Here is a 19,774-nt window from a genome sequence, read left to right as displayed (position 1 = left end):
GTCAGCCGCACGAGCCCTTCGAATCAAAGGTCATGATCCATATTCTGAAACATTAAAAAGCAACGGATGGACATTGCCATACCGTTGCTTTTTACCGATTATCCGTTTTTCCATACGTCGGCGATGATTTCAAATGAGCGCAGTCTGTCTCCATGATCAAATGTTTCTGAGTTGATGATGATTTCGTCTGCCTGCGTCGTCTGGATAAAATCTTCAAGCTTTGCCTTCACTTCTTTTGGACCTCCGATGATGGTGGAGCTGAGCTGTTCATTGACCATCGCTTTTTCTCGCGGCGTCCAGACTTGATCCATATCGTCTACAGGCGGTTTGAGCTGAGTCGGAGCCCCCCGGACAAGGTCTAAAAATTTCTGATAGTGGGATGTCGCAAGGCGCTGTGCTTTCTCATTCGTATCGGCGGCGATCACGGTCACGCCGACCATCGCATACGGCTCATCCAATATACCGGGTGTAAACGAGCTCCTGTACAGCTCTAAAGCAGGTATCGTATTCGCCGGTGAAAAGTGGGCTGCAAACGCAAACGGCAGACCGAGCTCTCCCGCGAGACGGGCGCTGAATCCGCTGGAGCCAAGCAGCCAAATCGGCACATCAAGGCCTTCCCCCGGAATGGCGCGCACATGATTTCTCACATTGCCTGACGGTTTAAAATATCGGCGCAGCTCTTCCAATTGCTCTGGAAAGTCCTCTCCGCTGCTAATGTTCCGCCGCAATGCCCTCGCTGTCAGCTGATCGGTGCCCGGAGCCCGGCCGAGTCCTAAATCGATTCTTCCCGGATAAAGGGACTCCAACGTTCCGAACTGCTCGGCAATCACAAGGGAAGAGTGATTGGGAAGCATAATGCCGCCGGACCCGACACGAATCGTCTTCGTTCCCCCGGCAATATAGCCGATCAATACCGAAGTGGCCGAACTTGCAACACCTTCAATATTATGATGCTCGGCCAGCCAGAACCTGTGGTATCCCCAGTCTTCGGCATGGCGCGCCAAATCGATGGAATCCCTGAAGGATTGCGCCGCATTTCCGCCCTGTACGATTGGGGACAAATTCAGCACGGAATACTTTGTATGTTTAAAAGGCTCTACTGACATATTTTCTCCTTCTTCCTAGAGTGTATTGTCAGATAGAACGATAACATAACAGAGGGCGGGATTAAAAGAAATTAGTTCGACCATTCTCGAACTAATGTTTAAAATGCTTGCCCCCTGAGGAAGGAGGCAAGCATAGCAGCTTAAGCATTGACGTTTTGGTTTCGCCCTTTCAAAAAATAAGCGGCAGTAATGAGCAGGTAAATACCTGCCGTGACAACGGTGATGACGATCGACGTGGTCAAAATGACGCCGATGAGTATAGCCGCAAGCGCAAGAATCGCCAGCCAGGTCGTATAAGGAAACCATTTCACATAGTAGCCTTCTGTTACGATTGCGCCGCGTTTTCTCGATTTCACATGGGCAATGGCGATCAGCATCCAGATCATCAGGACCGTATAGCCGAGAGACCCCATCAAATACTCGAATGTCTGACTTCCCGCAAATAAGGAAAACAATACGCCTAAATATAAAAATGACGTACATAGCAAAATGGCGTAAACCGGCACCTTTCGAACGGAAAGCTTTGCAAAAACTTTCGGCACCCGGCCGTCAGAAGCCTGTGTATACAACACACGGGAGGCTCCGTAAAGTCCTGAGTTCATCGATGAGATGACCGCCAATAAAATGACGGCATTCATCAAGTGATCCGCTCCGGGAATCCCGATCATTTTAAAGACCATGACAAAAGGGCTTTCCGGCACACTGTTGACTTGATTCCACGGAATCAGGCTGACGATGATGAAAAACGGCAGAAGATAAAAGGCAATAATTCGCGTCAGTGTGCCGCGGACAGCTCTGGGGACGACCTGTTCCGGGCGTTTCGTCTCCGCAAGGGTCACGCCGATGATCTCAGTTCCTCCATAAGAGTAAATGACAACAAGCATTGCCGTAATGAGCCCGCCGGCGCCGTTCGGGAAAAAGCCGCCATGATCTGTCAAATTCGAAAATCCCACAGCAGAGTGATGGCCAAAAGAGAAAAATAACAATATAAATCCGGATATGATGAAGACGACAATCACTGTAATTTTAAGCAAAGCGAGCCAATATTCAGTCTCTGCAAAGCTTTTGACAGAAAGCAAATTCACACTGGTGATAACAAGGGAAACAAACAGCGCCAGCACCCAAACCGGCATCCCCGGAAGCCAGTACTGCAAAAATATCGCAGCAACGACAGCCTCTGCGGCAATATTCAGCACCCACATTTTCCAGTAAATCCAATCTAAAAAGTATGCGGCATACGGTCCCAAAATCGATTGCACCAGATCTCTGAACGTTCTCGCTTTACTATTTCGAACCGCCATTTCTGCGAGCCCCTGCATGATAAACAGCAAAATGACTCCGCCGATCAAATAAGCGATCATCACGGACGGCCCGGCCAAATCGATGGCATTGCTGCTTCCTTTAAATAATCCCGCTCCGATGGCTCCGCCCAGCGCCATCATCATAATATGGCGGGCTGTCATCGTTCGCTCAAGCTTCTGCATTTCTTTTTCCAACTTTTTCACTTCCTCTATATCAATTAAAAAGGCTCATCGTCTCTTTTTCTTCTTTACTTTGAAGATAAAGAGACGATGAGCCTTTGAACGCCTACCGCGGTACCACTCTTTTTGATTCCTTTTCATAAGAACCCAGCTTAAAAACCCGATAACGAAGGTCAGCCGTAAAGCCTGCAGGATCGATGTCTTTCCTTTTTGAGCAAGTCCACTCCCGGGCGAGTTCAAAGATTCATTAGACTGCGTCACACCGCCCCGCAGCTCTCTTGGCTAATGAAGGATCTTTTACTGCTCCCGTTCTCTGTGTTTTATTATCCACTGAAAATATATTCATATAATATACGTTCTTATTTTCACTTTGTCAATATAAAATGATAGAACTTCTTTTTAAAATTTGAATTTTTCTTTATTTTCAAGGAAAATCGCCTTTTCTATCAGAAAATACAAGAGAAAAACAGCACAACTTTTTCTCGAATGGAGTGATTCACATAGAGACTCTCAAGAAAAACAGTCCTATATCCTCCGAAAAAAATAGTTAAATTGATATATTATTCAAACTTTACAAAATATTTTAACGATGATAGAGTGTGAACCGAATCAATGATTCGCTAAAGGAGGAGAATCCATGAAGAAGCTTTCGTTAATGTTGTTCTTGTCCGTTATGACGCTTGTCTTCGGTTCATCGCCTGTCAGCTTTGCGAAAGACCTCCCTGAAAATCGGTATACTTCACCGACTGACACAGAATTTAGCCAGATTGAACAAATACTCGATGAGGCGGGTATTCAAACCGAAAACTTAGAAAAGGATTACGGGGTGATCGTCAATGATCCCGCAGAAAAAATCGGTATCATTTCCGACATCCCCGCTGAAAAAGAGGACTGGAGCCATGTCAGCTTCGATTCGTATTATGTCGACCTCAACAGCGGCACATTAATCGCACAAGTGCAATTTACATTTAAACAAAACGATGACGGTACATCTGAGACCGAATACAAAAATGTAACCAATGGAGGAAAATATTTTGTCAAGGTCGACAAGGACGGAAATGTGATCGATGAAAAGACAGTCGGCGACATGTCGATTTTGTGGAAATATTAAAGCCTGAATGCTCCCTTTAAAAAACACCCTTTTACATACAGGGTGTTTTTCTCATTTGGAGACATCCCGGCGATAAGCCCCGCCGGAATAAGCCCTGTCGGCAGGTCCCAGCTTTCCTTGCATATACTGAATCAGCCAGCCAGTTCCGCAAATTAATGAAACCGCCCCTATCACCAGCCCGACCAATGGAATTCCCCATTGGTCATAAGCAAAGCCTGAAGCGAGATATGACAGCTGCATAAATCCCCCGTACGTTGCAAGATGAAATGAAAACACGCGCCCGCGGACTTCTTCCCTCGTGTTGGTCTGCAGCATATAGCTGTCCAGCGGGATGATAACGCCTGAGCTGACTCGCATGAAGTAAAGCATGGGCCATCGCCACCTGGTTGAACCAGTCCCCCATGACACTTCCGGCTTGCCCCATCCATAAAGAGCGGTAGTTCTTATTGTTAAGAAGGCTTGTTTTTTTGTTTTGCACATCTGCCCCCTCCTCCAACATCATTTTTCGACCAATGTATCTATCATTTCTCACAAGCGGCCAGGATTCCTTTTGATAATGTAAATTTTTAGAATTTATTTTCAAAAAACGACAAATCTCGCAAATCTCATTGGTTACATTAGAACTGTAAAATGACAAAGGAGGACAAAAACATGAAAAAGCGTTCTGTTATGATCTTATACATCATGATGTTGCTTACAGCGGCAATGTTTCAGCAAGAACCTGCAGCTGCGGTTAAAGACCGTCCATCAGCAAAGATTTCCGCCACCCTCTATTCGCAATTTAAACAAAGCGAAAAAGTCACTTTTCTGATTAAGCTGAAGGAAAAAGCTGATCCTAAAAAAGCCGTCAGCAAAGGAAAGGAAACCAGTCAAAAAAATCAACAAACCACCGGCCAAGCAGAAGATCGAAAACGCTCAGCCATTGTTTCTTCCCTTCGCATGACAGCTGACGACACCCAAAGAAACCTCAAGACATTCCTCAAGACGCAAGAAAAGAAAGGTCATGCCGACCACATCCGATCCTATTACATTGTTAACGCGATCGCCGTTCACGGCACGAAAGAAGTCATGGAAAAAGCAGCCGCCTATGATGAAGTGGAGAAAATCCTCCCAAATGAAACGAGAAAGCTGTACAAACCGATTAAAACTTCTGCGAAAATATCAGAACCCCGAAAAAAAGAGATCGAATGGAATATAGAGATAATCGGTTCTCAAATAGCTTGGTGGCTTCACGGCTATGACGGCTCAGGTACAGTCGTTGCCACAATCAATTCGGGAGTGGAATGGGATCACCCTGCATTAAAAGAAAAGTACAGAGGATACGATCCTGAGCATCCCGATGATCCGAGCCATACGCTGAACTGGTTTGACGCGGTCAACGGAAGGGAAGCGCCATATGACGACATCGGTTCCGGAACCGAAGTAATGGGAACGATGGTCGGTTCTGAACCGGACGGATACAACGAAATCGGCGTCGCCCCCGGCGCGAAGTGGATCGCGGTTAAAGCGTTTACGGATGCGAGCGGAAAAGATACCGACCTATTAGCGGCGGGCGAATGGATATTAGCCCCGAAAGATGCGGAGGGAAATCCCCATCCTGAACTTGCCCCTGATGTCGTCTATAATGCATGGGGCGGAGGCCCAGGCCTTGATGAGTGGTACAAGGACATCTTAAAAACCTGGAGAGAAGCCGAGATCTTTCCGGTATTTGCGGCCGGAGACGCGGATGACAAGAATCCCGCCGGCCCCGGAACAATATCAAGTCCAGCCAACTATCCAGAAGCGTTTACAGTCGGCTCTGTCAATAGAGATTTGACCTTGTCTGATTTTTCATTACAGGGGCCTTCCCCTGACAAAGCAATCAAACCCGAGCTATCCGCCCCGGGAGAGGAGATCCGCACCTCCGCTTTAAATCAATCATACGAAGAAGGATTGAAAGGAACAGCGCTGGCGGGAGCGCATGTTGCGGGAACGGCGGCCATATTGAAGCAGATCGATGCCACAGTTACGCCGAATGAAATGAAAGAAATCTTAACAAAACATACAAATAAATTAACGGACAATGAATTTTCCGAGTCACCAAACAACGGCTACGGCTATGGCTTAGTCAGCGTCTTTCTAACCTACAATGTCAGCAAATCCATCATTAAAGGAGAAGTCAGAAAAAAAGGCGTTGACGAGGAGCCGCCGTCCATCTCCCATCAAATGCCGACCGCAGCGTTTGAAAACAGTCCTGTTCAGCTGACCGCGCAAATATCAGACAACACAAGCGTCAGCAAAGCGGAGCTCGCATATAAAATTGCGGGGATGTCTGAATGGAAGACGGAGGAAGTGAATGCGGCAAATGGGAACGCGCAAATCGACATATATCAAACAAAAATCACTTTTGGAAAAAGCGGCCAAACCTTAAATTACAAATGGATCGCAACTGATTTCAGCGGAAACAAGACGGAATCGCAGATTTATGAGTTGCCGATTTCCGACCGGATTACCGGCGGTTATCAAGAAAATTTTGAATCAGGGACAAACGGCTGGTTCAGCGAAGGAAAGCATAACAGCTGGGAATGGGGGACACCGGCTTCAGGACCGAACGCAGCCGCTTCGGGTGAAAAGGTATTCGCTACAAACTTAAATGGTCCTTATGACGCTGATGCCGAAATGGACTTATACATGCCGACCGTCGAATTGCCGATGGGAGGAAGAACCTATCTCAGGTTTAAAGCATGGTATGAACTTGAAGATGACAAAGACTTCGCTTATCTCATGATTAGACCTTATGAACCTGATCCAAAATGGGAAATCGTTAAAACATACACCGGCTCTTCATCCAAATGGATTGATGAAGAGATACCGCTCACTGGCTATAAATATCGGACATCAAGCATCGAAATCAAATGGAGAGTCGTATCAAACGGCACCGTTCAAAAAGACGGTTTTTACCTTGATGATGTTGAACTCTATCATCCATTTGGCGGTTTAGGTTTAAATTCCAAAATGGCAAAACAGAATCAACCAAAACCGAATGATTCTCAGACAGGGCTCCCCCCTGTTCAAGCAAAAGTCAGCATCGCTGAAACCGAAAAATCGACCTATTCCGACCCTGAGACTGGAAAGTTCGCCCTGAAGCATACAGGAGGGGAATATACACTTAAAGCCGAAGCATACGGTTATAAAACCGTCACGAAAAAGGTGGAACTAGGATGGGGAAAAGACACGATCCTCGAAAACTTGATGCTTGAAGAAGCAAAGGAAGGAGTGCTCAGCGGGACGATCAAAGACGCGGTCACAGGGAAGCCTGTTGAAAACGCCACCCTCTATCTGATCGAAGACGCTTCCGTCACCCCTGCTGTGACAAACGGAAAAGGCGAATACAACCTGAACGCATATCAAGGAGCCTACACGATCAGAGTGCTTGCGGAAGGCTACAGCCCGTATGAATTTAAGATTAATTTGGGAGAAAACACGAGGAAAAACATCAAGCTGAAACCGCTGAATAAATTACCTTAATCAAAATGAAAACACTGTTTTCTGATGCATTCAGAAAACAGTGTTTTTCTTACACTCTTGCTTTCAAATCAAGTTCTGCCACGGCTAAAATGTGTCCTTTGATTTTTCTATACAGGTCATTTAAGTAAAATCCTCTTTCTAGCTCCAGTTCAGCGTCTAGAGCATACACTGTCAATGTATAGAAGTGATCCTTGTCAGGAGGTGTCGGTCCGCAGTACTGGTGAATAATCTTAGGGTCCCGGCTTCCCCCAAGCTCAGAGGCGAAGCTGTTTTGTCCCTGGATCATTAAATCTTGCCTTTCTTCGCTTGCATGTTCAGGAAGCTCCCTTATGTCCGCTGGAATGTTGGCGGCTGTCCAATGAATCCAGCTGAACCCGCATACAGGAATCGCATCATGATCGATTAATGTCAGTGCAATCGTTTTTGCCCCTTTAGGAAGATGTTCAAATCCAATAGGAAATGAAACAAATGGATGCCCCTTTCTCCTGAATTCATCTTTCGCGTATTTAGAATACTTATCATGCAAATATGGCTTTGCTTCTACGTAAATGTTCATGTCTATCCTTCTTTCAATTTTTGATTCTCTATTTATATTAAACGAATCGATGTATAATCATTGATAAGTAAACGGCTTTTTTGAGATAATGTTTTGTTATAGATTGGGACCTGTTAGGAGATATGTTCATGGATTTAAAATGGCTGCAGACTTTTATCGCCGCTGCAGAATCAGAAAATTTCAGAGAAACGGCTGAACGGCTTTACCTGACCCAGCCTGCCGTTTCTCAGCATATTCGAAAATTGGAAAACGAATTGGATATGAGATTATTTATACATACCGGAAGAAGTGTCGTTCTCACCGACGAGGGCAGACTGTTTTTGCCTTATGCGAAAGACATGATGAATGTGTACAATTCGGGAAGGCAGAAGGTGGCTCAATGGAAGCAGGGCTACAGCCGCATGATTAGATTGGCAGTACATCCCTACATCGCTTCCTATATATTGCCCCGGTTTTTGCCGGCTTTTATCGAAAAACAGCCGGATATGGAGATTTCAACCATTGTGGCCGAGGCAGATGACATCAAAAAAGCAGTTGAAGACAATAAAGCTGATATCGGAATATCGCGAAACGACCCAAATACTAACAGTCTTTACTATCAGCACATATGCGAAGGAACACTATGCCTTGCCGCCCCGTATCAAGAAACCGGCCCTGCTAATGCCGGCACCATTTTCAGCCGCTACAGGCTGCTGACGCATGATCACTCTTCCACAGGGGATGATCTGTTAAGGACCATTCTTGTGCATTACCCAGGCGTACAAACGATGTCCGCCGGACAAATTGATGCGGCACTTCACATGGTGAAGGCGGGAATCGGCGCATCATTCCTGCCGGCATATATGATTAAGCATGATCAAAATGAAAAAAGACTGATCACGGTCGATATACCAAACATCAAATTGCCCGCTTCCAAAACCTATATCATGTGGAAAAGAAACAGCGGACATATCAGACAATTTCACGCCATGCTGGATGATTTTATGAAACGTGAACAGATTTAATCTGCCGGTTGGAGCCATCCTTTCAGGCCATAGATCAACGGATACGACATCAAAAAGACCCTGAAAAACACTTCAGGGTCTTTTTAAATTCATATCGACGACACACTGCTCTTCTCAGTGTCATCCAAAAAAATCTCTTCAAGCGACGGTTCATCGACATGAATTCTGTAAATGCCCACCTTGCAGTTGGTCAATACTCTGACGATAGCCGGAATTTTTTCCTCCGAATTTACGATAATCGAGATTTCACGACCGCGGTATTCAAGCTGTTCCCCGGCTGATTCGAGGAAGCCGTTGATCAGACCGAAATGCTGATCAGGAATATCCGAATGGCGAATCTGAACGGAAATGTTCGACATGAAGTGTTTCCGTAACTCATCAATCGTACCTTCTTTTAAAATGCTTCCGTTCTTCATAATTGCGATTCTTGTACACATTTTCTCGATCTCATAAAGATTATGAGAAGTCATGAATATCGTTTTTCCCTCTTTTTGCAGATCGATAAGTAGTTTATGTATATAGAGAGCCGATTCGGCATCAACACCGGAGGTCGGTTCATCCAAAAAGATCAGCTCAGGATCATGAATTATAGCCTGGGCAATGCCTAGCTTTTTCTTCATGCCGAATGAAAAACGGCCCGCTTTTTTATACCCGTCTTCCAAGAGACCAACCCTTTCCAAAACGGTTTCGCACCGCTTTGTTGATGCCCTGCATCCGTTGAGCTTGGCGAAATATTTCAAGTGGCCGACCGCTGTCAGCGAATCATAAAACATGGAATAGTCCGGCAGCACGCCAATCCGGTGCTTCACTTTTTCAAGCGAAGATTCGTTTAATAATCGAAAGCTTCCCGCAGACGGCTGAGTGATGCCGGTGATCATATTCATAAATGTCGATTTCCCCGCGCCATTGCGGCCTAGAAATCCGTAAATCTCGCCTTTTTCCACTTGCAGATCGACCTTGTTGACGACCGTTTTCGCCCCGTAGCTTTTCGTCAATCCGTTTGCCTCGATCACCACATTCATTATAGGTCTCTCCTTTTCAAGATCACGATGGCCCCGGACAAAGCCACGGCGGCGTAAACTAAGTTGATCAGGCTGAAGCAGCCCCCAAGATCGGAATAATAATAGGGTGTCACAAATTGAAACCAGCTGATCATCGCGTTTTGAGAATTGATCGCCCAATAGCTGACGGCCGGGAAAAGCAGGGAAAAGACAACCGCGAAAAACATGGTCATGCCAGGCTTGGAAAAGATGACGGAAAACAGCAGATTTAAAGCGATTGCAGCTGCAAGAAACGCCATGCATTCAACAGCCCCCAGCCCCAAAAAAGATTTGGAAACCATCATCACCAATATGAAAGATACCGTGATGCAAAGAAACCAAAACAATAAGACACCCAAAAATTTCCCCAAAATAATTTTGCTGTGTGAGGTTTTGGTCACAAGAAATCTGATCGTCCGCGAATGGACTTCCCGGCTGATCATGTCATGGGACAATCCCGAAACCAGCAGAAAACCAAACAAAAAGACGATAACCGAGATTCCGGCTTCGTAGGGGTTTTCACCAAGGCCCATTTCCCGAACAGCCTCGGTCGGCGCGCTTTTTATGAGGTCGGCAACTTTATAGCTTACCCAAAAAATCAGCACGATCATAATGAGCGATTTTACACTTTTAAAAAGACTTTTACATTCATTCAGACAGATTGTCCACAAGACGTGTCACTCCTTCACTCCCTCCATTATAGTAAGCGAACATTATCGGAAAATAATCTGATCCTTAACATTACCTTAAATCGTTCGAAAAACGGTTGCAGCTTGACTTTCCCCCAGGCTGGAAGGTGTATATAAGTTCCTTACAGCAGCGGGCGGATCGGAAGGTTCGTCTAATTACGCATTTACGCAATGGCGGGAATGGAGCACAATTCAAAACCGTTTAAAGCAGCCGCTCCGGCATTTTCCAGGAGCGATCTTTTTGATGCGGGAAGGGGCATTGAAATGAGGTTTTTTGTGGACATTTACTTGGAAACGCGAAGTTACGGCATATTATCTGCATAGCGGCGGTCATGCGAACACCTGTCATGGAGATGGAACACGCAGTATCACTCCTCCTGAACGGGAAACACCTGATCGTTTTCTCTACGATCCATTACAACCTGTTCCTACAAAAGAGGAGCCATCATGATGCCGCCGGATTTTTACAAGCGGAGCCTTTGAGCAAAGAGACATTGAAGAGCGGCAAGATGTACTGGTGTACAGCTCACCTATTCTCGAAGAAAACATGGAGGTGACGGGTCCGGTAAAAGTCAGGCCCTGGGCTGCATCGAGTACACCGGATACTGATTTTGTCGTCCGCTTAATTGATGTGCATCCAGATGCTCGGCATACAATTTGACAGACGGAATCATTCGGGCCCGATTTCGGAATGTCTCGGAAGGAGAAAAGCCCAGCCTGATCAAACCGGGAAAAGCATATCTCGACGAAATCGATCTGTGGTCCACAAGCAATGTATTTAACTCCGCTTGGATGTTACAAGCAGCCATTTTCCACGTTGGGATCGAAATCCCAATACCGGGTTTGATATCGGCGCCGGGCAAAGAGATGATGCTCAAACAGCATTGCAAACCATTTTGCATGACAAGCAGCACCCGTCTGCCATTATTCTCCCTGTGATTCCCTAGAAACTGACCTGATGTAAATACCTTCAGAGGCTGATATGCTCTGAAGGTATGTTTCTAGCGGTCGGTTACCACGATATATGCGGCTTTCACCGGACCATGGACACCGACAACAAGGTCCATTTCAATATCGGCTGAGTTGCTCGGTCCCGTCACATAGTTGATGCATGACGGTGTGACTTTGCCGTCTGTGATCATCCGGCTTGCCTGTGTCATCCTCGGGACGATCGAGCTCTTTGGAACGATCGCAATGTATGTCGTTGGCAGGAGGCTCACCGAGCGTCCTTTATCTTTCGAGCTGAAAAGGACGACTGTTCCGGATTCCGCAAGCGTGACCTCGCTGAATGTAATGCCGATGTTCGCCTGTTCCGCCCGCAGAATATTTTCTCTGCCGGCTGCCGCATTCCACTCCCATACTTGTGTGCCTTCATTCGGCCATCTGTCTGTTAAAAGGCTTGACAGTCCGTATTCTTGAAAACGCTCGTCTTTCGGAACAATCACAGGGCCGCCTCCGAATCGTGATGCTTGATCATAAAGGGCCTCATACAGGCCGAGAGTATCTGTTTCAAGCAGTTCCGTATGAATCTTCCGGCAATGCTCCTTTAAGACGCCGAGAAGCTGATCCTGTGTAAAGCCTTGATACACACGGTGCTGCGGCTGATGTGCGTAATCGGGGACAGAGACGCCGGCTGTCCGCCTGCTGCGGCCTAGCCGTTCCGCAATCCGGTTTAAAAAGCTGTCCTTGTTTTGAATCGTTCCGTTTGTCATCTGTCTTCCCCCTTCTGTCTGTCCTGGAACCAGTCGCGGAACCTGGATCGGTTCGGCGCAGGAAAGTCGCGGATTTGCGTCCATTGCTTCAGCGGTCCCGGACCCTTCGTAATGTTTTCGCCTTCTTGAAACGGCTTCATCGCCGCCGGCGCCCATTTTGAGCCCATTTTATAAAGCGATGGCGTCGATGTTCCGAGACCGAACGCTTTCATCGCCAGCTTTTCGGAAATCGGTGCGCGCCCTTCTTTTTCGACGATCCGCTGCCGGTGCTTTAACAGCAGCTCATGAAGCGGAATTTTGACAGGACAGGCTTCAGAGCAGGCCGCACATAATGATGATGCATAAGGAAGTTCTTTGTAATCGTCGTATCCGCCGAGAAGCGGGGAGAGCACCGCTCCGATCGGCCCGGAATAAATCGAGCCGTAGGAATGTCCGCCGACATGGCGGTAGACCGGGCAGACATTGATGCAGGCCGCACAGCGGATGCATTGGAGAACGGATTGAAAGTCGGTCCCGAGAATTTTCGAACGCCCGTTGTCGACGATCACGAGGTGGAATTCCTCCGGCCCGTCCGCTTCGTCCGGCAGCTTCGGCCCCGTCAATGCTGTGATATAGCTTGTCAGCCTTTGACCGACCGCGCTTCTCGTCAGCATTCCGACAAGCACTTCAAACTCGTCAAATGACGGGACGATTCGCTCCATCCCCATCACGGTAATCTGCGTTTTCGGAATGGTCGTCACGAGGCGTCCGTTCCCTTCGTTTGTGACAAGGCTGACAGACCCTGTATCGGCAATCGCAAAATTGCAGCCCGTGATGCCGATGTCCGCCTCCAGGAATTTTTTTCTGAGAACGGCCCGCGCGTGCATGACAAGCTCCTCAGGCTTTTCCGTTTTGCGGTAGTCGATCCGCTCTTTAAAGACATCGCGGATCTGCTCTTTATTTTTATGGAGCGCAGGTGCAACGATATGGGACGGTGGATCATGGTCGTCAATCTGAAGGATGTACTCTCCCAAATCGGTTTCCACCACTTCGCAGCCTTCGCTTTCAAGCGCTTCATTCATATTGATTTCTTCCGTGACCATCGATTTTGACTTGACGATTTTTTTGCCGTTTTTCTTTTTCACGACTTCGCGGATGTAGCCTGTCGCTTCCTCGGCCGTCTCGGCAAAGAAAACGTGTCCGCCTTTTTTGGCGACGTTGTCGGCGAGCTGCTCAAGATAATAGTCTAGGTTTTCCAGCACGTGCTGCCTGATTTCTTCGGCAAGCGACCGCCATTCTTCCCAGTTTCCGAGCTCTTCTGCCGCCTCAAGCCGCCGTGCTCTTAACCGTTCCTGGGCGCTTGAGACGGCCCCCCTCATAAACGTATTATCAAGCCCATCTGATACGCGTTCTTTAAATGTTTCCGTTCCGATCTTCATTGCCATGACCAATGTCCCCCTCTATCTGTGAAATGACCGGATATCTGTTATCTGCTGTTTAAAACCTCTGCAATGTGCATGACTTCGATCGGCTTATTCTTTCTGCCGATCCGCCCTCCGATATTCATCAGACAGCCGCAGTCGGCCCCGATCAACACCTCCGCACCCGCATCTTCGACACAAGCCACTTTTTCATCAACCATCTGCTCTGATATTTGCGACATTTTCACCGAAAAAGTACCGCCAAATCCGCAGCAGTCATGTTGGCGCGGCAGCGGTGTAAATTCAAGCCCTTTCACATTCTGTAACAGCTTCATCGGCGCGTCCTTAACGCCCAAAAGCCTTGTCATATGGCATGATGTGTGATAAGTCGCCTTTTTCTCTAATCTCGCCCCCACGTCGTTGATTTTCAAAACATTGACGATAAAATCTGTCAGCTCATACGTTTTATCAGCAAGCCGCTGCGCCTTTTCCGCCCATAGAGGCTCATCCTGGAACAGGTGCGGATATTCCTTAAACATGAAAGCGCATGATCCCGAAGGGCTGACGACATATTCAGCATCATCAAATGTTTCAATCATCCGCCTCATCGCTTTTTTGGAGTCTTTGACATAGCCGCTGTTGTAAGCCGGCTGCCCGCAGCAGATCTGCCCTTCAGGAAAATCGACTTCACACCCGAGCCGCTCCAGCAGTTCAACGGTTGCTTTTCCGACATTCGTCTGAAACATGTCAACCAAACACGTGATAAACAGTGAAACTTTCATCTTGATCCCCTCTCCAGACCTCATTTATCAGGTCATCTGATGACTTGGGTAAAAAACCCTCTTTCTTCATCTTACAACTTGTGAACATTTTTTGAAAGGGGTTTCTTATTCGTTATCATAGAGGGCCTATCCATGAAAAGCAGGCTTCCGCCTGCTTTCAAATACCTGATTCGTCGGCCTGTTTTGTTTCTTCAAAGTAGGCGGAGAGCACCTTTTCGACGTTTGTCAGATGGTTGAGCATCGCCTGTTCCGCTTTTTCGCCGTCCTTTTCTTTTACGGCTTCGTAGATAGCCTCGTGCTCTTCATAAAGGCGCTTTACAGATGTTTTTTTGGAAAACAGCCAGATTTTGCGCGTTTCTCTCATCGTTTCGATCAAAAGGGATGATACATGATTCATCAAGCCTTTCAGGAGATCGTTTTGCGATGCACCGGCAAGCGCCAAATGAAAGGCAAAATCCGCTTTTTCGCCGAGTTCGTCGTTGCCGTCGGCCAGCTTCATATCCTCGAGCGCCGTGCGCATATTTTCCAGATCCTCTTCCGTGCGTTTTTGCGCCGCACCGGAAACAACGCCGATTTCCAGAATTTTGCGGACTTCAAGAAGCTCTGCGACATCCTTCTTTTTCATCAGCAGTGCGGCAGAAAGAGGGATCGAAATCTGTTCAGGTTCAAACCTTTTCACATAGGTGCCTTCCCCCTGTCTCATCTCTACCATTCCCATCGCTTTTAAGGCTGACAGCGCTTCCCTGACGGCCGAACGGCTGACTTGAAAGCTGTCGGCGAGCGACTGAACGGAATCTAGCTGATCACCCGGCTGGAGCTCCCCGTTTTTGATCGATTCAAGAAGGGCTTCCGCCACTTCTTCGTATATTTTTTTCGTCTTGATTTGCTTGTATTTCAATTTCTTCACCTCGTAGACAGACTGGGCATGATGCGTCATTTTTCTTATTATACCGTTCTTTGCGTCCGGAACATATAGCTTGGGCGCCATGCAAAAAAAAAGATTGTAATTTTGAAGATTCAGAAATATAATGCTAAATGATTGGTCTTGTCATCATGTCATCAGATGACTAAAACAAAGGGGGAATAAAAATGGGATGGACACAAGAGTATACACCCTTGGGAAACAGTTTGCTGCTGTCTTCACTTGCGGCGCTTATCCCGATTTTGTATTTTTTCTGGGCTTTGGCCGTCAAACGAATGAAGGGGCATATGGCCGGCTTGACGACCTTGCTGATCGCATTGGCGCTGGCCGTTTTCGTTTACGGCATGCCTGCGGAGAAAGCGGTCATGTCGGCGTCACAGGGCGCAGTTTATGGACTTTTGCCGATCGGCTGGATCATCATCACATCTGTTTTTTTGTACAAGCTGACCGTTAAAAGCGGGCAATTTGAAATCATTCGGCACTCGGTGCTCTCGATTACAGATGACCGTCGTTTGCAAGCACTTTTGATAGCGTTTTCATTCGGCGCGTTTTTAGAAGGGGCGGCAGGTTTTGGAGCGCCGGTCGCCATTTCGGCGGCACTGCTAGCAGGTCTCGGTTTCAATCCTTTATATGCGGCAGGCCTCTGTTTAATCGCCAATACGGCGCCTGTGGCCTTCGGCGCGATTGGCATACCGATTATTGCGGTGGAGGGTCCGACCGGCATTCCGGCGATGGACATTTCAAAAATGGTCGGGCGCCAGCTTCCGTTTTTATCTGTTTTTATTCCGTTTTATTTGATCGTGATCATGAGCGGATTTCGCAGATCTTTTGAAGTGCTGCCGGCGATTTTCGTGTCGGGCATTTCGTTTGCGGTAACCCAATATCTCAGCTCAAACTTCCTGGGACCGGAGCTCCCGGATATTTTGTCGGCGATCGTTTCGCTTATCGCCCTTGCCGTGTTCTTAAAGTTTTGGAAGCCGAAAACGCCATTCAAATTTCCGCACGAGAAGGAAGCGGCGGCTGCCGCAGAATCGCAGTCAAGAGATCAGGCGGCTGCCTATTCACCGGGGCAAATTTTCAAGGCATGGACACCGTTTTTATTGTTGACCGCCATGGTTTCCCTTTGGGGGATTCCTTCCGTGAAGCAGGCGCTCGTCGGGCATTATCAAGGGGCAAATCCAGTGCTGCTGCTTTTAAATGAAATCGGCGGACGGCTGTCATTCGCACCAGGTGTGCCTTTCCTGCACAATCAAATCATCGGCTCATCTGGAGAGCCGATTGAGGCTCTTTTTAAACTTGAACTGCTCGGATCGGCGGGTACGGCGATTCTGCTTGCGGCCGTGCTGGCAAAGTTTGTGCTTGCAATCACCTGGAAAGACTGGGGGCAGGTGTTTGCCGAAACGCTGACAGAGCTTGGCAAGCCCGTTTTGACGATCGCTTCCGTCGTGGGCTTCGCCTATGTCACCAATTCTTCCGGGATGAGCACAACGCTCGGCATGTCACTGGCGATGACGGGTGCGATGTTTTCGTTTTTCTCTCCCGTGCTCGGCTGGCTCGGGGTCTTCATCACAGGCTCGGATACTTCAGCGAACCTGTTGTTTGGCAGTCTGCAAAAAGTCACCGCAACATCGGTCGGAATGGAGCCCGTCCTGGCGGTGGCGGCCAATTCCTCAGGAGGTGTCACCGGAAAAATGATATCCCCGCAATCGATTGCGGTTGCCTGCGCGGCTGTCGGACTCGCGGGAAAAGAATCCGATCTGCTCCGCTTTACATTGAAGCACAGCTTATTTCTCTTGTTCCTTGTCTGTATCATCACATTTTTGCAGCATCATCTGTTTTCCTGGATGATCCCGTAAAAAAAGGCCGCCGGCATTGCCGGACGGCCTCTATTCATAGCGTTTTCTCACGGATGAAGGCAAGATGTTGAGCTGATCTCTGTATTTGGCGACCGTTCGCCGGGAGATGACGATGCCGTGCTGTTCTTTGAGCAGGTCAGCCAGCTTTTGGTCAGAAAGCGGTTTCATTTTATTTTCCTCTTCGATCAGACGACGGAGCTGCACTTTGACCGTATGGCTTGACGTATGGCCGTCTGAGACATCCTTCACTTTTGCCGAAAAAAACCGTTTCAGTTCACAGAGCTCATACGGTGTCTGCACAAATTTCCCTTTCACCGCCCGGCTCACCGTGGATTCATGAATGCCGAGGACATCGGCGACATCCTTTAATGTCAAGGGCTGTATCTTTTCTTTCCCTTTGAGAAAATAATCTTTTTGACGAACGAGGATCTCCCCCATCACCCTTTTCATCGTTTCCCTTCTTTGCCTGAGGGCATGATCAAGCCATTTCCACTGACTGTATTTGTCTGATAAAAAAGCGGCTGTATCATCATTGGTCCGTGCTTTGAGCATTGGCTCGTAAAATGAATTAAGCTGGATGTCCGGAAACGAGCGGCTGCTGAGCTCCAAACTCAATGCTCCGTCCTGAATGTAAATGATCACATCAGGCTCAATATAGACGTTCCGCTCCTCAGCTTCGTAAAGCAAACCGGGCCTCGGAGACAGTTCTGCGACAAGATCCTGAATATCCTGAAGCTGTGAAAGGGAAAGGCCCGTTCTCGCGGAAAGCTCCTTCCATGCCTTTTTGGCAAAAAGTTCGAAATAGCCGGAAATGACGTTCTCAGCATCCGCCGTCTGCCTTGGGAGGCGCCTTAATTGAATGAGAATGCATTCCTTTAAAGAACGCGCTCCGACTCCGGCCGGTTCAAGTGTCTGCAGCTTCGCCAGAACGGTTTCCACTTCCTCTCCGGGCACAGACAGGGCGGAGGCGATAAAGGTAAGCTGTTCATTGACATACCCGTTTGAATCAAGCGATTCAACCAAGTAGCCGAAAATGCGCTTTTCCCGGTCTGACAATTGCAAGTCGAGCGCCTGCCGCTTTAACGCGCCTTGCAAATCCTCATGCGCCGTCCCGGAGTCTCGTTGTAATTGGTGATTGGTTTTATGGTAAAATGATCGGGGAATATCGGTGTCTTTCCGTTCGATAAGAGGGTTTTCCAGTGAGAGCTCATCAAGCCGGCTGTTTAGTTCAGCCAAGGAATACTGCAGCAATTGAATGGCTTGTGTAAGCCCCTGTGTCAAATGAAGTTTTACCGTTTGCTGCTGCTGTACATGCAATTTCATCATCTTCTCCCCCTCCCACTTATAGTTTACACGATCGGTTCCGTACCGTATAGACATAAAAAGGAGTGTTTTCATTGACAGAACTTTTTTCAGTACCGTATTTTATCGAAAACTTTAAAACCCATATTGAAATGAACCCGAATGAGGATAAGATCCATGCGATGAACAGCTATTACCGCTCGGTCGTTTCAACACTTGTGCAGGATCAGCTGACAAAAAACGCCGTTGTCTTAAAACGGATTCAGCATTTGGATGAAGCCTATAACAAGGTAAAGCGCGGAGAAGCATAATGGGGAAAGCCGTCTGTTACACATGAACAGGCGGCTTTTCTATTTCCGATTCGTTTTTCTGAATCAGCTCTGTGTTCGGGATGTGTTTCATCCATGTATTGTAATAGTTCGCGTTTTTCCCGTAAGAGTTGTCGATGACGACGTTTTGCTTGTCCAGGAGGCACGATAAAATATGGCCGTGCAGCCTTGATGTGATGACTGATTCATAGCGGCTGAAAAAACGGACCGATTTGCTGACGAGGCTGTCGGAATAGCGTCTCCAATAAGAAGCAATCGGCAGCGGATTGCCCGCTTTTTTGTTGAGAATATTTAATGTTTGCAGCCGTTTGATCCCCCGCTTGTCACGGTCTGATAAAATCACGTTCCAGTCATACGTGTCAGGCTCTCCCGCCGTTTGTAAGCTGCTGTTTGCTTCTTTATCCGTTCTGATCAACCGCAGCACAGATGCCGACGGCTTTTCAGAAGGGGCGATCGGCCAGAGCTGATGGGCCATATCCGGCATCATTCTGAGATTCTTGATGCCGAAGTGCTCAGCCGCAAATTGGAATGACGCCGTTTCCCTGGCGAATAAGTGGAGGTCGGGATGCGGTGTTAAAATGTCCCGCGTCCGTTTGATGTTTTCTTCCTTTTCGTAATAAATAGACTGCGGCAGAATCACGATCCGGTTGTCCGGATAGTGCTCGATAACCCGCTCCCTGAATTGCTGAAAGTGGGGGTACAAATCGCCGAAGTTGCCGCCGCCTTGGCAGACAATGATCGCATGCTTGGGAATTTTACGGCCGCAGGCGAAGTTTTCTGCGTTCCATCTTTCGCGAACCTGAATCCCGTATGCTTGAAAAAAAGCTTCCGTTCCTTTCATGATCAATAAGTCGCCAACATTCCCGTAAAGCGGGTAGTCCAAATAAACGACTTCCGAGTGCCTCGGAATGACATCCAAAATGTCGGCCAGCTTATCTTTCAAGCTGTCCATGGAATATGTAATCGCCATGATTAGC

18 protein-coding genes and 1 other annotated feature are annotated in these 19,774 nt (G+C 47.6%); of the genes, 6 read left to right on the top strand and 12 right to left on the bottom strand.

From position 1 onward, the window contains the following. Positions 1–98: 98 nt before the first annotated feature. Both M654_RS04040 and M654_RS04035 read right to left on the bottom strand, forming a co-directional pair. On the bottom strand, positions 99–1,106 hold the full coding sequence (locus tag M654_RS04040) for an LLM class flavin-dependent oxidoreductase (RefSeq protein ID WP_026588825.1): 1,008 nt from the start codon (positions 1,104–1,106) through the stop codon (positions 99–101). 140 nt (positions 1,107–1,246) lie between these two features. After that, positions 1,247–2,590, bottom strand: a complete 1,344-nt coding sequence (locus tag M654_RS04035; protein WP_372708939.1) for an amino acid permease — start codon at positions 2,588–2,590, stop codon at positions 1,247–1,249. Between the two features lie 77 nt (positions 2,591–2,667). Next, positions 2,668–2,910 (bottom strand) — a binding site (T-box leader). 314 nt (positions 2,911–3,224) lie between these two features. Between M654_RS04035 and M654_RS04030 the strand changes: the two genes are divergently transcribed. Beyond that, positions 3,225–3,698 carry a hypothetical protein gene (locus tag M654_RS04030; RefSeq protein ID WP_026588827.1) on the top strand — a complete coding sequence of 158 codons (474 nt, stop codon included), beginning with the start codon at positions 3,225–3,227 and terminating at the stop codon, positions 3,696–3,698. A gap of 51 nt (positions 3,699–3,749) precedes the next feature. Here M654_RS04030 and M654_RS04025 read toward each other — a convergent pair whose 3' ends face one another. Further along, entirely contained in the window at positions 3,750–4,067 is a 318-nt protein-coding gene (locus M654_RS04025) for an MFS transporter (protein WP_026588828.1), read from the bottom strand. A 282-nt stretch (positions 4,068–4,349) separates the two neighbouring features. Between M654_RS04025 and M654_RS04020 the strand changes: the two genes are divergently transcribed. Next, positions 4,350–7,205, top strand: coding sequence for a S8 family serine peptidase (locus M654_RS04020; RefSeq protein WP_051290435.1), 2,856 nt, complete (start codon positions 4,350–4,352; stop codon positions 7,203–7,205). Positions 7,206–7,254: 49 nt separating this feature from the next. Here M654_RS04020 and M654_RS04015 read toward each other — a convergent pair whose 3' ends face one another. Continuing rightward, entirely contained in the window at positions 7,255–7,761 is a 507-nt protein-coding gene (locus tag M654_RS04015) for a YbhB/YbcL family Raf kinase inhibitor-like protein (protein WP_026588829.1), read from the bottom strand. 128 nt (positions 7,762–7,889) lie between these two features. On the opposite strand from M654_RS04015, the gene M654_RS04010 reads away from it, so the two are divergent. Beyond that, positions 7,890–8,765, top strand: a complete 876-nt coding sequence (locus M654_RS04010; protein ID WP_026588830.1) for a LysR family transcriptional regulator — start codon at positions 7,890–7,892, stop codon at positions 8,763–8,765. 89 nt (positions 8,766–8,854) lie between these two features. On the opposite strand, the gene M654_RS04005 is transcribed toward M654_RS04010, so the two are convergent. Next, positions 8,855–9,787, bottom strand: a complete 933-nt coding sequence (locus tag M654_RS04005; protein ID WP_026588831.1) for an ABC transporter ATP-binding protein — start codon at positions 9,785–9,787, stop codon at positions 8,855–8,857. Next, a complete protein-coding gene (locus M654_RS04000; protein ID WP_026588832.1) occupies positions 9,787–10,476 on the bottom strand; it encodes an ABC transporter permease in 690 nt (229 codons plus the stop codon). Before M654_RS04000 ends, M654_RS04005 begins: the two co-directional genes overlap by 1 nt. 565 nt (positions 10,477–11,041) lie before the next feature. Here M654_RS04000 and M654_RS24280 point away from each other — a divergent pair. After that, complete coding sequence (locus M654_RS24280) at positions 11,042–11,155, top strand: CocE/NonD family hydrolase C-terminal non-catalytic domain-containing protein (protein ID WP_372708937.1); 114 nt, start codon at positions 11,042–11,044, stop codon at positions 11,153–11,155. A 340-nt stretch (positions 11,156–11,495) separates the two neighbouring features. On the opposite strand, the gene M654_RS03985 is transcribed toward M654_RS24280, so the two are convergent. From M654_RS03985 to M654_RS03970, 4 genes are all read right to left on the bottom strand, one after another. Then, positions 11,496–12,206 carry a LutC/YkgG family protein gene (locus M654_RS03985; RefSeq protein ID WP_026588834.1) on the bottom strand — a complete coding sequence of 237 codons (711 nt, stop codon included), beginning with the start codon at positions 12,204–12,206 and terminating at the stop codon, positions 11,496–11,498. Then, entirely contained in the window at positions 12,203–13,630 is a 1,428-nt protein-coding gene (locus M654_RS03980) for a LutB/LldF family L-lactate oxidation iron-sulfur protein (RefSeq protein ID WP_026588835.1), read from the bottom strand. Before M654_RS03980 ends, M654_RS03985 begins: the two co-directional genes overlap by 4 nt. A gap of 41 nt (positions 13,631–13,671) precedes the next feature. Beyond that, on the bottom strand, positions 13,672–14,388 hold the full coding sequence (locus M654_RS03975) for a (Fe-S)-binding protein (RefSeq protein WP_026588836.1): 717 nt from the start codon (positions 14,386–14,388) through the stop codon (positions 13,672–13,674). A gap of 157 nt (positions 14,389–14,545) precedes the next feature. Next, positions 14,546–15,286 carry an L-lactate utilization/bacilysin biosynthesis transcriptional regulator LutR gene (locus M654_RS03970; protein WP_026588837.1) on the bottom strand — a complete coding sequence of 247 codons (741 nt, stop codon included), beginning with the start codon at positions 15,284–15,286 and terminating at the stop codon, positions 14,546–14,548. 191 nt (positions 15,287–15,477) lie between these two features. Between M654_RS03970 and M654_RS03965 the strand changes: the two genes are divergently transcribed. Continuing rightward, positions 15,478–17,166, top strand: a complete 1,689-nt coding sequence (locus tag M654_RS03965; protein WP_026588838.1) for an L-lactate permease — start codon at positions 15,478–15,480, stop codon at positions 17,164–17,166. Positions 17,167–17,196: 30 nt separating this feature from the next. On the opposite strand, the gene rpoN is transcribed toward M654_RS03965, so the two are convergent. After that, the gene (gene rpoN, locus M654_RS03960; RefSeq protein WP_026588839.1) at positions 17,197–18,489 is read right to left on the bottom strand and encodes an RNA polymerase factor sigma-54; all 1,293 of its coding nucleotides are present in this window, start codon (positions 18,487–18,489) and stop codon (positions 17,197–17,199) included. Positions 18,490–18,563: 74 nt separating this feature from the next. Here rpoN and yvfG point away from each other — a divergent pair, with 74 nt between their 5' ends. Continuing rightward, complete coding sequence (gene yvfG / locus M654_RS03955; RefSeq protein ID WP_026588840.1) at positions 18,564–18,779, top strand: protein YvfG; 216 nt, start codon at positions 18,564–18,566, stop codon at positions 18,777–18,779. Positions 18,780–18,795: 16 nt separating this feature from the next. Here yvfG and M654_RS03950 read toward each other — a convergent pair whose 3' ends face one another. Further along, a complete protein-coding gene (locus M654_RS03950; protein WP_026588841.1) occupies positions 18,796–19,767 on the bottom strand; it encodes a polysaccharide pyruvyl transferase family protein in 972 nt (323 codons plus the stop codon). Positions 19,768–19,774 lie beyond the last annotated feature (7 nt).

The sequence above is a fragment of the Bacillus sp. NSP9.1 genome (assembly GCF_000465465.2).
Taxonomy (GTDB): domain Bacteria; phylum Bacillota; class Bacilli; order Bacillales; family Bacillaceae; genus Bacillus; species Bacillus sonorensis_A.
This window is presented reverse-complemented; position numbering and strand designations above follow the sequence as displayed.